The sequence below is a fragment of the Nitrincola salilacus genome, assembly GCF_046271865.1.
Lineage (GTDB): Bacteria > Pseudomonadota > Gammaproteobacteria > Pseudomonadales > Balneatricaceae > Nitrincola > Nitrincola salilacus.
The window spans coordinates 3984424-3998627 of the sequence record NZ_CP176580.1; the positions used below are offsets into that span (position 1 = coordinate 3984424).

Here is a 14204-nt window from a genome sequence, read left to right on the forward strand (position 1 = left end):
TACTTATGGCCAGACAAGATTTTGCCCAGAAACGCCGCAGCTCGCACTCTGCGAGCCGCCAGCCCAGAAAGCACCCGGCACCAGCCCCCAAAAAGCCAAAAGCACCTTGGGGATTGGGGCTGGTAACACTGCTGGCTGTTATTGGACTGGGCTATCTGCTGGTTTCACTGGTGGATCTGCAGAGTGGTTCAGATAGTGGCTCAAGCAGCGGCTCAAGCACGACAAGAGCTCCCGCTGCGCCAGCCAGCGCTCCGACAACACCTGCGCCAGTACCGGCGACCATCCCTGAACCTGTCATGGCCCAGCCAGCCACACCGCTGGAGCCGGCCATTGAGGTGCAACCAGAGGCCGAACCTGACCCAGAAACGGTCACCCGGGAAAATCGTTTTGATTTCTACGACATTCTGCCCAAAAGCGAAGTACAGGCGCCAGAGGTGGACGTTTATCGCTCTACCCCACGTGATGCCGAGCCCGAATATCGCTATCTACTGCAAGCAGGCTCATTCCGTGATTCGGCAGATGCCGAGCGGATGCGCGCGCAATTGATCCTGAATGGCTTCCCGAATGTTCACACCAGCCAGGTCAGTGGCGAAAACGGCGTCTGGTATCGTGTCAGAACAGGCCCCTTTAATGACCGCCCCAGCATGAACAGCGCGCAGGACCAACTGGTTCGACTGCGCATCTCCCCGATGGTCATTCAACTCGACTGACCTCTATTGGCCTCTACCGACCTCTATTGACAAGAGTCGGCAGCAGAAATATTCCGCTTCTGCTGCCCCTCTAACCTTGAAAACCACGCGTCTGCATCCATATCTGCAATCATTACTCACGCGTAACAGGGTTTCTTAATATGACAACGATAGTATCAGTGCGCCGTGGCAACCAGGTTGTCGTCGGTGGTGATGGCCAGGTTTCACTCGGCAACACCGTCATGAAGGGCACGGCCAGAAAAGTAAACGTGCTCGCCAAACATCAGGTGATCACCGGCTTTGCAGGCGGTACCGCAGACGCCATTACGCTGCGCGACCTGTTCGAACAGCAACTGGACAAGCACCAGGGCAATATCGTCACCGCCGTGATCCAGCTGGCCCGCGAATGGCGTAGTGATCGTGTGTTGCGCCGCCTTGAGGCACTGATGCTGGTGGCCAACCGCGAAAAAACCTTCCTGATCTCCGGCAACGGAGACGTGATCGAACCTGAAGAGGGCCTGATCGCAATAGGTTCCGGCGGCAATTATGCATTGGCTGCAGCCAAGGCCCTGACTCAGAACACCGATCTGGATGCCCGCAGCATCGTGGAAAAAAGCCTGCATATAGCGGCCAGCATCTGCGTATTCACCAATGACAATCTGACCATTGAGCAAATCACCACTGCAGGCGAAGGAGAATCCTGATGTCCGATATGACCCCCCGCGAAATCGTCGACGAACTCAACCGTCATATCGTTGGCCAGGATCAGGCCAAGCGCTCCGTTGCCATCGCCCTGCGTAACCGCTGGCGCCGCATGCAGCTGGGCGAAACACTGCGCCAGGAAGTCACCCCCAAGAATATTCTGATGATCGGCCCGACCGGTGTCGGCAAGACCGAGATCGCACGCCGTCTGGCGAAGCTGGCCAATGCCCCTTTCATCAAGGTCGAAGCGACCAAATTCACCGAAGTCGGCTATGTTGGCCGCGATGTTGAGACTATCGTCCGCGATCTGGCCGAAATGGCCGTCAAGATGGTACGTGAGCAAGCGATGAGCAAAGTGCGTGTACCGGCTGAAGATGCCGCCGAAGAGCGCATTCTGGACGCCCTGTTGCCAGCCGCACGCAGCGGTCAGGATCAGACGCCCGAGCGCACCGACAGCGCCACCCGCCAGATCTTCCGCAAGAAACTGCGCGAAGGTCAGTTGGATGACAAGGAGATCGAGATCGAACTCTCTCAACCCAAGGTGGGCGTCGAGATCATGGCCCCTCCCGGCATGGAAGAGATGACCAATCAGCTACAGAGCATGTTTTCCAACATGGGGCAACAGCGCAAGCAGACACGCCGCATCAAGGTCAAGGAAGCGATGAAGCTGCTGACCGACGAAGAAGCCGGCAATCTGGTCAAAGAGGAAGATATCAAACAACAGGCCATCTACATGGTCGAACAGAACGGTATCGTGTTCCTGGACGAGATCGACAAGGTGTGCAAACGTGGCGACTCCAGCGGTGGTGACGTATCCCGCGAAGGGGTTCAGCGCGACCTGCTGCCATTGATCGAAGGCTCCACCGTCAACACCAAATACGGCATGATCAAGACAGACCACATTCTGTTCATCGCTTCAGGTGCTTTCCACCTGTCGCGCCCGTCTGACCTGATCCCCGAGCTGCAGGGACGTCTGCCGATCCGTGTCGAGCTCAATGCACTGACACCGGATGACTTCCGTCGCATTCTGACGGAGCCGACGGCGTCACTCACCGAGCAGTACAAGGCGTTGCTGGCAACCGAAGGTGTCAACATCGAGTTCAGCGACGATGGCATCGCGCGCATTGCGGAGCTGGCCTTCCAGGTGAATGAGCAGACAGAGAACATCGGTGCACGACGCCTGCATACCATGATGGAGCGTCTGCTGGATGAGATCTCCTACGTGGCCTCGGATCGTTCTGGTGACACCATTCAGATCGATGCCGCCTATGTTGATGAGCAGCTCGGCAAGCTGACACAAGATGAAGATCTGAGCCACTATATTCTCTGATGTTCAGCCCTTCCGCCCTGCCCGCTTCCGGGCAGGGGTTCAGTCCCCATGGAGAGAGCGCATGAAACAGGTTCCACTGCCCAGCGATATCCGACTGCATCTCAAATCCCGCACGCTGGAGCTGGTCTATGCCGATGGCACGTTTGAGCTGACCGCCGAATTTTTGCGTGTCCACTCCCCGTCGGCCGAAGTACGCGGCCACGGCATTGGCAACGGCACACTGCAAACCGGCAAGCGCCATGTCGGCATCAAAGGGGTTGAGCCCTCCGGTAACTATGCCCTGAAGATCATCTTTGATGATGGCCACGACAGCGGCCTTTACACCTGGGAATACCTGCACGACCTGAGCCACAACCAGCCACAATACTGGGATGCCTACCTCAAGGCACTCGAAGCAGCCGGCGCATCACGCGATGGCGGACTGATCGCACGCAGCCATTGACGGGACAAAGCCGCCACTGCTGGTTTACAATGGCCTGAATTCACTTATCCGATGCAGCGATCATGAGCGAGCAGAATAAAGACAACACCACCCACTTCGGTTTCAAGAGCGTACCTCTGGAGGAGAAAACCCGGCATGTTGCCGATGTTTTTCACTCCGTTGCGGCCAAATATGATGTGATGAACGACCTGATGTCCGGCGGCATTCACCGTCTGTGGAAACGCATCACCATTGAGCGAAGCGGCGCACGCCGTGGCCACAAGGTGCTGGATATCGCCGGTGGCACGGGCGATCTGACAAAAAAATTCTCCCGGATCGTTGGTCCAGAAGGCAAGGTTATCCTGGCCGATATCAACGAATCGATGCTGAATGTCGGACGCGACAAGCTGATCAACTCAGGCGTTGCCGGTAATGTCGAATATGTACAGGCGAATGCCGAAGCGCTGCCGTTTGAAGACAACAGCTTCGATATCATCACCATTGCGTTTGGTCTGCGCAACGTCACCGACAAGGACAAGGCGATCCGCTCCATGCTGCGCTGCCTCAAGCCCGGCGGCAAGCTGATGATTCTGGAGTTCTCCAAAACCGAGAACCCAGCCCTGACCAAGCTCTATGATTTCTACTCTTTCAACATCCTGCCACAAATGGGCCAACTGATCGCCAAGGACTCAGAAAGCTATCGCTACCTGGCCGAATCGATCCGCATGCACCCGGATCAGGAAACCTTGAAAGAGATGATGGTGGATGCAGGCTTCGTCAATTGCCGTTATGAAAACATGACCGGCGGCATCGTTGCGCTGCATACCGGCATCAAGCCCTGAGATCCGATAACTTATCAACGATAGCCCTCCCTCGTCCAAACAAGAGGAACCACCGATGGCCGTGCAGATGATCCAGACCGCCCTGCTCGATACTGCTGAGCAAAGCCTCAATCTGCTGCTGCGCCAGGATCCTCAGACACTGGCACGGCTGGACCGCCTCAGTAGCAAGGTGATCCGTATCGAGATCACCGAGCCCGAGCAGTGGATCTATCTGCTGCCACACGGCAAAGGTATCGACCTGCTCAGCCATTTTGAAACCGAACCCGACCTGATCCTGCGCGGCTCCGGTGCCAGCCTGCTGCAGATGGCGCAGAGCGAAAACTCGCGCGATCTGCTGTTTGGCAAAGGGGTAGAGGTCGAGGGCGATCAGGCACTGGCAAGCGAGTTCAAGAAAGCGCTGGCCGGTTTTGCGATCGACTGGGAGGAGTGGCTGGGTGATCTGGTCGGCGATACCCTCGCGCACCCTCTGGCAGAACTCTTTCGGGCACAGAAGCAATTTCTTCAGCAAAGCAGCCAGAGCCTGACGCTGAACATGACCGAATTTCTGCAGGAAGAGGCGCGTGTAATACCACCACGCGCCGAGATAGAAGGTTTTATCGAAGAGGTCGGCGAAACAAGAGAAGCCGTTGACAGGCTCGAAGCCCGCATCAACCGGCTGATCACTCTTGCAGAAACACCTGTCAGAAAGGCTTGATCACCACCAGAATCAGAATCGGCACAAACACCAGCAGCGGCAACTCATTGAACAGACGCAACTGACGACTGCTCAAGTGCAGATTGTTCTGCTGCATCCGCTTCAGATACACATAGCACCAGACGTGATAACCGATCAGCAACAGCACGAACAACAGCTTGGCATGAATCCAGGCACCCGCACCGCGCCAGTAAGCCATCCATAGCCACATCCCCAGCCCCAGCGTCAACACCGCCATCACCGTCATGAACCCGAACAGCTTACGCGCCATGATCTGCAGTCGCCTGACATCTTCCCCGGCTGCCACACCCTCCACATAATGCACATAGATACGAGGCAGGTAGAAGATTCCCGCCATCCAACTGGTCATAGTCAGAATATGAAACATTTTGTACCAAAGCATAAGCACTCCAAAGTACGGTTAACGGCGATTCAGTCGACAAAAGGTTCTGGCTAGTCTACCTTAACTGGACGTTCGTTGATGTCCGTATGACCCACATTGGCTCATAGTAAAAGGTAACCGGCGCAATCAAATAGTTCGGTTATACTGTAACGATGGTTCATGGACAACTTTCCTGAGGTAGCGATATGACAGCAGTCCAGACAGAACTCACCAGCGACGCGCTTCTGGCAATGCCAGAAAGCGATTACATGAACGACGCGCAGCTGCGCTTTTTTACACAGTATCTGCAGCAACAGCGCACCGAAGTTGAAGAACACCTGAAGAGTGTCAGAGAGGAGATGACGCAACAGGACAATGCAGGCGATGAAGCCGATCACGCCATCGTTGAAGAGGAGCTGCGGCTTTTACTGCGTCAGGCTGAGCGCGAAACCAAGCTGATGGGTAAGATCGACAAGGCACTGGATCGGATTCGGCAGGGTGAATATGGCTACTGCCTTGAGACTGGCGCCCCTATTGGCCTTAAACGGCTGCTGCTGCGTCCAACGGCCGAACTCTGCACCGAGGCCAAACAGATGCACGAAGAGCAGGAGAGTCACTATCAGAAGCAGCGAGGCTACACGCTTTAATTTCTCAACTGTGTCCTCTCAACTGTCACCTCTCAACTAGAGAGTTGAACCTGCGCAGCCGTCAGAAAGCGCTGACCAAAATCACCTGCAGAAAGGGGCTTACTGAACAGGTAGCCCTGATATTCATCACACCCCAGTTGCGACAGGCTGATACGCTGTTGCTCTGTTTCCACCCCTTCGGCTACCACTTCAAGACCAAGGCTTCTGGCCATCGCCACAATGGTGCTGACGATTGCCAGATCTCCCTGATCTGCAGGAAGCCCCGTGACAAAGCTGCGATCGATCTTCAGCCGGTGCAGACGCAAGCGTTTCAGATAGCTGAGCGATGAGTAACCAGTCCCGAAATCATCCATCGCCAGACTGACACCCAGCAGCCGGAGCTTGCGCAGCGATCTGGCACTGCGTTCAAAATCCTTCAGCAGGCAGCTTTCTGTCAGCTCAAGCTCAAGATAACAGGCCGGCAGACTCGCCTGGCGCAGAGTGTCGCGCACCAGCTCAACGATATTGTCCTGCTGCAGCTGAATACACGACAGATTCACCGACACTCTGATCGGATAACCACTGTCTAGCCACTGCCGTGCCTGCTGACACGCCTGCTGCAGCACCCAGAGCCCGATCTCATTGATCAGACCCGACTCCTCAGCCAGCGGAATAAACTGATCCGGCGGTACCATGCCACGGGTGGGATGATGCCAACGCAACAAAGCTTCAACACCTCCCGGCACCCCCTCGTCAAACAGCACCTGTGCCTGATAGTGCAACTCCAGCTCACCGCGACTGATGGCATGGCGCAGATCATGCTCAAGCGTGAAACGTTCCTGACTGATCACCGACATCTCGGGTGAATAGAACTGATAACTGTTGCGACCCTGCGCCTTGGCCTTGATCATTGCCGTATCCGCATGCTTGAGCAGTAGATCGGTATCCTCACCGTGATCCGGGCTGACACTGATACCAATGGTGGCCGCAACATAAAGCTGATGTCCCGCTATGGAAAACGGCGCATGCAGATGTGCCAGAATATCACTGGCCAGTTGCTCTATCCGGGCTCGATCCTTCACCCGCGTCAAAATCAGAAACTCGTCACCGGCAGCGCGCGCCAGCACATCTTGCTCACCCAGACAGCATTTCAGGCGATTGGCCACCTCAATCAACAGTTGATCACCCGCCGCATGCCCCAGGCTCTCGTTGATCACCTTGAAGCGATCCAGATTCATAAACAGCAATGCCACCTGTTCCTGGTGGTAATCAGATCGGGCATCAATGGCAAGATTGAGCTGGTCATACAGACTTCGCCAGTTGGGCAGGCCTGTCAGCTGATCATAGTTGGATAACTCATGGATACGCTCGTGCGACGCAGTGATCACATCAAGCTGCTCGGCGGCTGAGCGCAACTGGCGGGTAAGAGGGCGGATCATGAAGAGTGTGAGCAGAGCCATGGATAAAACCACCAGCATCAGCAACCCCATATAGGAGCCGGATGTCAGCAGTGGCATCAGAGCCATGAAACCCATCACTTCCACCTGTCCAGCCAGAATGCTGGCATGGGCAGAGCTGAAAAACAGTATGTAGGTGGTCAGCAAACCGACCAGAAAAGCCGTACCCAGACTCGACACAGCGACCGCGACGATCAGCTTATGCTGGATACCTCTACTAATACCTCTAGTACTCAAACCTCGTTCTCCTGGCTTGTCAGCCGGTCAGCATGTGAGCTTAAACCTGACTGCATACCCGATCCTTGAGTAGCATCAATATTATTATGATTATTCAGAGAGTAGATTGAAGATATACATTGTGGCCTGACTTCGCCAGTATCCTTTCGATCATTAGACCTTAGGCTAACAGATTATGAACAGGCAGGCTATTATGCAGTTTTACTATTTAGGTATAGCTGTTGAAGGAATGGTTATTAAGACGTGGTTATTAATAGATCGCTATTTGCAGTCTTTCAACGCGGGGCTCCATACACAGACGCGATTTCGGCCAGCGCGCTTGGCGGCATAGAGCGCCTGATCGCTTCGATCCAGCACCTGATCTATGGTCTCATCATCAGACAACACACTGATACCGATGCTGATCGTCAAACCAAGCCGCTGTCCTTCGATCTCCATTGACATGGCATCGAAGCGTGCACAGATCTGCTCAGCTTTATTCAGCGCGTCCCCCTCTTCACACTCGGGAAGCAGCACCCCAAACTCCTCGCCTCCGATACGCCCAACAATATCGACATTGCGCAGCAGCGACAACAGAGTGTCGGCAAAGCGTTTAAGCACCTTGTCTCCCATCTGATGACCATGTGCATCATTGATGAACTTGAAATGATCCAGATCGAGCATCAACAACGCCATCGGCAACTGATAGCGTTGATGGCGCTTGATCTGATAGTTGGCAAGCTCATAAAAATGACGACGATTGCTGGTTCCGGTCAGCTCATCCACTGAGGCCAGAGTTTTGAGCTCCTGCGTCAGTTTTTCGCGTTCCTCGACCTCACGCTGCAACGCCTCGTTAAGCTGGCTCAACTCCTTTGCCTGATCGGCAAGGGCATGATTAGCGCTTTGCAGTTGCAACTGCATTCTGTCGGACAAGCGCACCATGCGTCGCTGCTCTCGATAAGCCTGGCTGTAGGCTTCGGCCAGCGAGCGCACGCCATGCGCCACATCATCCAGTTTTTCCAGAATGGCCGCGGCCTCGTCGATCACCCGCTCTTCATTGAAGAAGAGGCTGAAGTCCGCCGGTTTGCTATGAGGATCGTCTGTCTTGTTCATGACTCGGTTACACGCAGAACAAAGCTGGCATATTCAAAATCCTCAGAAAAATCTTCCCCAAATTCCTCCATGGTTTCGTCCTCGCTCTCGTAATGCCAGTGAATAGTCACAGGCCTGCCATTTCTGGCCGCATCCTCCAGCAACTGGAACAGATTCATCAGCGCCTTGGCACTGGAGCTATTGAAATAGATCATATGCAGATCAAACTGCACACGGGTGTCATGGGCATCGGCAAGCCAAATCTGCATCGATTCGAGCAACGGGCCAAAAAAGGCTGCGGCATCTTCGGGAAAAGACTCTCCCGCCATCAGGAAACTACCGCTACTGAAGTCAAACTCGACCCGAGGAGAACGCTCAGTTGCTTCAATCTTGATCATGTCCATAGGCTCAGTCGCTTCAGATAAAGGCTTTAAGACAGAAAAATGAAGTTCGATTCTGCAGTTCCAGAAAATCGAACTCTATGGGTTTGCTGGATCGTCTGGCGATCTCTATCAACCCTATCGAACCACCCTGGCTCTCCTCTTCCGAGGGTGATCGAAGTTTTTCTCGGTAGTGCGCTTTAAGCTCGTCCTTATCCATTGCGCGCAGCTGCTCCAGCCGCTGCTTCAGATCCGCCACCTTGTTAACATCCAGGACATTGGCACAGACGACAAAATAACCGCCCTCTTCCGCCCCGACTAACACCAGCCCCGAACTGACCGCATCCGCTCCGGGACTGCTCGATGTCAGACGCTCGTCTGAATATCGAATAATGTTCTGCACCTGCTCAACAAACACCGAAAAAAGACGCTTCGCCTGATTGGTATCCTCAGACTCCATCTTGCGGCGCAGAATATCGCCGAGGCTATAAAGCACCTTTTCTGACACATAACCGGAGTAACACAACACTACTCCCTGAACATCCAGTTCCTGTTTGAAATTCTGATAATAAGACGCCAGCATTATGCCCTCACTTTTCCAACAAGCCGGTGGTACCTTCTACTGTACATAAGTCGTACTGAGGCACCACAACATGGGAAAGCTGTTAATGAGTATAGTCAACGAACCTGAATGCAGCCACGGCCCGTTTCAATCAACGATAACGCGCCAGGATTTTTTCCACTTCACCTGACTCCCTCAACTGATCCAACGCCCCTTGCAGGGAGTTAACAATTTCATCCGGAGTATCCGGGTGCAATGCGTAATACAGAGGTGACTCATCCAGCACATGCACCACTTCAAACTCCTCGGTCTCATACCCCAGCTCACGCATTCGCCACAGCGCCACATCCTCGCCATAAGCCCACAGATCAATGCGTCCGGCATGCAACATGCGCGCAGCACTGTCGTTCGAAGCCACCCAGCGGACCAAATCTGGCTCAGTGCCGTACTCCAGCAGCAACTGCTCGGCAACATCCTCGCGGATCACCGCGATCTGCAAAGCCTGTCCATTCAGATCATCAATGGATGACACGCTGAGCTCACTATCTCTTCGTGCCAGCAGAACATTACGGCTGAGCACTATCGGGCCCACCCATTTGAACAACTTTTCACGTGCGTCAGTACGCGTGGTGGCAAACAGAACGGTATTGGGTAAACGCTGCACCATCTCATATCCACGCGCCCAGGGCAGATACTGGATATCCTCGCGCCGGGCTTCAGCATTGAGATGGATCAACATCGCCTCAAGCATATCCACAGATATCCCCTGCAGACGTCCATCCTGCTGAAAATTGACCGGCGGATACTCCTCGGTCACAAAGGTGAGGTCGTCTATCTCTACCGCTACAGCCGTCTGAATCATCACACAACTGAACAGCACCAGCAGCCAGTGTTTCATCGTCGCTCCCGTTGGTTCTACAAGGGTGTAAAACCTATTAATGTCATATCATCCCGACGCGGTTCCTGACCACGGTATTGCGACAGGAACGCTTCAATGGTCGACAACTGCTCGGCCATTGGCATATCCGAGTGCTCTTCAATGACCTGAGTGAGTCGCTTGCGCCCCAGCAAACGGCCTCTTTCCCCACCGATATGATCATGCATCCCATCGGTGAGCATATAAAACGACATCCCTTCGCTGACAGGTACTACATGCTCCTGAAAAGACTCAGGAACCGCCTGCGTACGATAACCAAGGCTCATCCGATCTCCGCGTATCGAAATTGCCTGTTTATTCTGCACATAGATCAGCGGCAGATTCGCTCCGGCAAAAGTCACGGTGGAAAGCGCCGGATCCCAGACACAGATCGCGGCATCCAGACCATCGTCCGAATCAGATCCCGGCCGGTCCTGCCGCAGCCTTGCGCGCACTGCATCATCCAGTTGCAACAGCACCTGAGCCGGTCGACATTCATGACTCTTGTGCAGTATCTGATCCAGCGCAGAGGCCACTACCAGCGTCATGAATGCACCGGGAACTCCATGCCCCGTACAATCAATAATAGCCATAAAACTGCGACCGTTAATATTTTCGAGCCAGAAATAATCTCCACCAACCAGATGCAGTGGTTCCCAGCAGACATGAATCTCGCGCAACTGCCCACCCAGCGCCTGCTTATCAGGCAGCAGCGCGGTTTGAATACGCCGCGCATACTGGATACTTTCGACCAGCAGTCTATTAGTGCGATCCAGCTCTTTATGCGCCTCATCCAGACGGCTGAAAGCCTGCTCCGTTTCATCCTTTTCCCGTGCCAGCGACTCCAGCGTCACCTGCAACTCATGGGTGCGCTCTTCAACCAGTTGCTCCAGCCCTTCGGTGAGTTTTTTCAGCTCACGCTGCGCCGTATCTCTCTGCTCCAGCCCTCGCTGAAACTCAGTCAGCAGCTTATTGAAGCTGCGCGTCAGTAACCCCAGCTCATCCTTATCATGCCCTATATGGGACTCGATAGTGCCTTTGCCTGGTTCAGAAGGATCAACAGCAGCGATACCATGACTGACCCTGACCAAAGGCCGGGTGATCAGATAATAGAACAGCAGCATCGCACTGAGGCTGACCACCACGGCACGCAGCAGTCCGGTATAGAAGTTGACCCGGGCCCGCTCGACAAAACGACTGGTCAACTCCTGAGCATTCAGCATCAACTCGAGCTGACCCACTTCATGACTGACAGCAGGTGATGCGTGATAAATAAGAGGAACGGAATAGGAAACGATATCACCGAACAGACGCTCAGACAGCCAGCCGGTTGTGGATAAAGGCTCAGTGGAACCCTGCCCCAATACATCGCCGAAGTTATCGGTCATACGAACATGCGCAATGGTCTGTCGCTGCAGTAACCCATCAACCACACCCAGTGCCAGTTCGGAATTGATCTGGAAGGCAGCTTCGCTGGCTGAGCCCTTGACCATCTCGATAGTTTGCTGGGTATCTGTTTCAAACTCTTCGCGCATCGACTGCCAGTTGAGGTACAGTTCGAGCACACTGCCGATGATGCCAACCACCAGCACTAATAATAGAATAGCCACAGCCTGCTTGGTATTCAGGCTGTGTCGCAGGAGTATTCCGTCTGTGCCAGACGCCGAATCATGTTGGCTGGCCATTGAGTGCATGCCTCCCAGCTGCATTATCGGGGTACGTTTGAAATCCCGCACCTGTCGTTCAAACCTAAGTGCAGTTACCCGTCAACTCAATGTAAAGTATTCTCAGTGCTCCGGCAAGGTTGGAGCGGACTCAACAGACGAAAGAATAAGACATTTATTTATTAGAAATTAAAGGATTTGTGTATTAACAGAGAGCTGCCCGGGCAGTTCAACCAGCAACTCATCACCCGATTTTGCCTCACCCACACCCGCCGGCGTTCCGGTCAGAACAATATCGCCCGGCTGCAGCGTAAACCACTGGCTGATATAGCTGATCAACTGCACAATCGGGTTCAACATCTGTGCACTGCTGCCATCCTGGCGCACCTCGCCATTCACGCTCAGGCGCAAAGGGATATCTGTCAGCTCACCCACTTTTTCAGTCTGAATAAATGCCGACACCGGGCAACTGCCATCAAACGCCTTGGCTTTTTCCCAGGGCTGCCCCTTCTCTTTCAGCTTGCTCTGCAGATCGCGCAGCGTCATATCCAGTGCCAGACCCACGCCGACTATCGCATCTGCCGCTGTCTGCTCATCCGCTTTCGTCAACGTCTTGCCGATCAACAGCGCCAGCTCAGTTTCAAAATGGATGCAGCCCTGCCCCTCTGGCAACGAAAAAGGCTGAGCCATATCCAGCAGCGATGTGGAGGGTTTGATAAAGAGAATCGGCTCACTGGGAATCGGGTTATTCAGCTCTTTCGCGTGTTCTGCATAATTTCGACCGACACACACCACCTTACCGGCTGGCAGATCGCAGGGAGTACCGTCTGCAAAAAGATGTTGATAAGCCATGCTGCTTCCTTAAATCATTGGTGTAAAAATAGGTGTAGAAAATAGGTATAAAAAGCACTGTTCAACTCACAAGTGCCGAGCGCCGCTGCCAGAGCAACAGCATAGCCGCACAGGCAAGCGTCAGCGAGAAAATTATCAGTGATCCGACCACAACACCACTCCATCCGGCCTGTTGCCAGAAGGGTGCAAGATACAGCCCACCGGTACTGGCACCCATATAGTAGAACACCAGATAGAGCGACGACGCACTGGCCTTGGCATGCTGCGCTTGATGGCTGACCCAGCTACTGGCACAGGAGTGAGTGATAAAGAAGCCAAAACTGTTGATAAACAAACCCGCGATGATCGCCACCAGACTCGGCAACAGCGTCAGCAGAGTACCGCACATCAGAATTACTATGCCCAGCGCCATGCACAGAGGCTGCGACAAGCGCTGCGCAACACGCCCCGAGATGGCAGAGCCAAAAGTGCCAGTCAGATAGGTCAGAAACAACATACCCAGCATTGCGGTGGACAAACGGTAGGGATCCTCCACCAACACAAAGGTGATATAGCTGTATTGATTGACGAAGATAAAGAAATTAAAGCCACCGATAATATAAGCCAGCAGCAACGGTGGGTTACGCAGATGCCCGCTGATATCTCCCAGAATTCTTCTGATGTTCAGCCCCTGCGGCCGGAAGTGCTGCGACGCCGGCAACAGACGAAACACCAGCGCCAGACAAACAAAGCTGACCAGCGCCATCATCATGAACACGCCAGACAACCCCAGAGACTCGGCCGTAAAACCACCCACCAGACGCCCGGCGATCCCACCCAGACTATTGGCACTGACATAAAGACCAACCGCCAGCAACAAGCCTTTGCGAGAAAACTCATCCCCCATATAAGCGATGGCGATCGCCGGCACACCGGCCAGAAAGAAGCCCTGAATACCGCGTAACAGCAGCAACTGCTCATAACTGCTCACCAGACTCAGCGCCAGTGTGGAAGCGGTAACACCACACAGAGTCATCAGCATGATACCGCGCCGCCCCACTGCATCAGACAACGGGCCATAAAACAGCAACGACAGACTCAGCGTCAGGGTAGCCAGAGTAAAGCTCCAGCTCGCCTGCACTGCCGTGATATTGAACTCGCCAGCCAGCATCGGCAGCAGTGGCTGGGTCACATACAGGTTCGCAAACACCATAAAGGAGGCCAGACACAACGCCGCGGTGGCGCGCCAGAATTGTGGACTGTCGGATTCTATCATCGTCTGCTCCGTGGTCTTGAATTGATGGTCTTGATTGATCGGATTGACAGGAACGATGAACAGCATAACAATTGCCACAGGATCAATATAATATATAGTTATTATCAAACCCATCAGAAAGATT

The 14204-nt window shown here is 54.0% G+C and carries 16 protein-coding genes; 7 read left to right on the plus strand and 9 right to left on the minus strand.

Translation table 11 applies throughout. From position 1 onward, the window contains the following. The first annotated feature begins 5 nt into the window (after positions 1–5). The 6 genes from ACK3CJ_RS18330 to ACK3CJ_RS18355 all read left to right on the plus strand — a co-directional run bounded on the left by ACK3CJ_RS18330 (position 6) and on the right by ACK3CJ_RS18355 (position 4678). Complete coding sequence (locus tag ACK3CJ_RS18330; protein ID WP_409523647.1) at positions 6–710, plus strand: SPOR domain-containing protein; 705 nt, start codon at positions 6–8, stop codon at positions 708–710. A 140-nt stretch (positions 711–850) separates the two neighbouring features. Continuing rightward, entirely contained in the window at positions 851–1393 is a 543-nt protein-coding gene (hslV, locus tag ACK3CJ_RS18335) for an ATP-dependent protease subunit HslV (protein ID WP_409523648.1), read from the plus strand. Then, positions 1393–2721 (plus strand): ATP-dependent protease ATPase subunit HslU, encoded by a 1329-nt coding sequence (gene hslU, locus ACK3CJ_RS18340; RefSeq protein ID WP_409523649.1) that lies wholly within the window; start codon positions 1393–1395, stop codon positions 2719–2721. The genes hslV and hslU overlap by 1 nt, the downstream gene beginning before the upstream one ends. A 61-nt stretch (positions 2722–2782) precedes the next feature. Further along, a complete protein-coding gene (locus ACK3CJ_RS18345) occupies positions 2783–3163 on the plus strand; it encodes a gamma-butyrobetaine hydroxylase-like domain-containing protein (RefSeq protein ID WP_409523650.1) in 381 nt (126 codons plus the stop codon). 62 nt (positions 3164–3225) lie between these two features. Then, entirely contained in the window at positions 3226–3984 is a 759-nt protein-coding gene (ubiE, locus tag ACK3CJ_RS18350) for a bifunctional demethylmenaquinone methyltransferase/2-methoxy-6-polyprenyl-1,4-benzoquinol methylase UbiE (RefSeq protein WP_409523651.1), read from the plus strand. Positions 3985–4039: 55 nt separating this feature from the next. Then, positions 4040–4678 (plus strand): ubiquinone biosynthesis accessory factor UbiJ, encoded by a 639-nt coding sequence (locus tag ACK3CJ_RS18355; protein WP_409523652.1) that lies wholly within the window; start codon positions 4040–4042, stop codon positions 4676–4678. Here ACK3CJ_RS18355 and ACK3CJ_RS18360 read toward each other — a convergent pair. Then, entirely contained in the window at positions 4665–5081 is a 417-nt protein-coding gene (locus tag ACK3CJ_RS18360; protein ID WP_409523653.1) for a CopD family protein, read from the minus strand. The two genes, ACK3CJ_RS18355 and ACK3CJ_RS18360, sit on opposite strands and share 14 nt — an antisense overlap. A gap of 185 nt (positions 5082–5266) precedes the next feature. On the opposite strand from ACK3CJ_RS18360, the gene dksA reads away from it, so the two are divergent. Further along, positions 5267–5707: an RNA polymerase-binding protein DksA gene (gene dksA, locus ACK3CJ_RS18365; protein ID WP_409523654.1), complete on the plus strand. Its 441-nt coding sequence runs from the start codon at positions 5267–5269 to the stop codon at positions 5705–5707. A gap of 32 nt (positions 5708–5739) precedes the next feature. Here dksA and ACK3CJ_RS18370 read toward each other — a convergent pair whose 3' ends face one another. The 8 genes from ACK3CJ_RS18370 to ACK3CJ_RS18405 all read right to left on the minus strand — a co-directional run bounded on the left by ACK3CJ_RS18370 (position 5740) and on the right by ACK3CJ_RS18405 (position 14080). Next, complete coding sequence (locus tag ACK3CJ_RS18370; protein ID WP_409523655.1) at positions 5740–7380, minus strand: putative bifunctional diguanylate cyclase/phosphodiesterase; 1641 nt, start codon at positions 7378–7380, stop codon at positions 5740–5742. A gap of 261 nt (positions 7381–7641) precedes the next feature. Continuing rightward, a complete protein-coding gene (locus ACK3CJ_RS18375) occupies positions 7642–8472 on the minus strand; it encodes a GGDEF domain-containing protein (protein ID WP_409523656.1) in 831 nt (276 codons plus the stop codon). Then, complete coding sequence (locus tag ACK3CJ_RS18380; RefSeq protein ID WP_409523657.1) at positions 8469–8849, minus strand: DUF1987 domain-containing protein; 381 nt, start codon at positions 8847–8849, stop codon at positions 8469–8471. Before ACK3CJ_RS18380 ends, ACK3CJ_RS18375 begins: the two co-directional genes overlap by 4 nt. A gap of 19 nt (positions 8850–8868) precedes the next feature. Next, complete coding sequence (locus tag ACK3CJ_RS18385) at positions 8869–9414, minus strand: SiaB family protein kinase (protein ID WP_409523658.1); 546 nt, start codon at positions 9412–9414, stop codon at positions 8869–8871. Between the two features lie 130 nt (positions 9415–9544). Next, positions 9545–10291: a substrate-binding periplasmic protein gene (locus ACK3CJ_RS18390; protein ID WP_409523659.1), complete on the minus strand. Its 747-nt coding sequence runs from the start codon at positions 10289–10291 to the stop codon at positions 9545–9547. 17 nt (positions 10292–10308) lie between these two features. After that, on the minus strand, positions 10309–11994 hold the full coding sequence (locus ACK3CJ_RS18395) for a PP2C family protein-serine/threonine phosphatase (protein ID WP_409523660.1): 1686 nt from the start codon (positions 11992–11994) through the stop codon (positions 10309–10311). 168 nt (positions 11995–12162) lie between these two features. Then, positions 12163–12825 carry a fumarylacetoacetate hydrolase family protein gene (locus ACK3CJ_RS18400; RefSeq protein ID WP_409523661.1) on the minus strand — a complete coding sequence of 221 codons (663 nt, stop codon included), beginning with the start codon at positions 12823–12825 and terminating at the stop codon, positions 12163–12165. Positions 12826–12886: 61 nt separating this feature from the next. Continuing rightward, positions 12887–14080 (minus strand): MFS transporter, encoded by a 1194-nt coding sequence (locus ACK3CJ_RS18405; RefSeq protein WP_409523662.1) that lies wholly within the window; start codon positions 14078–14080, stop codon positions 12887–12889. Positions 14081–14204 lie beyond the last annotated feature (124 nt).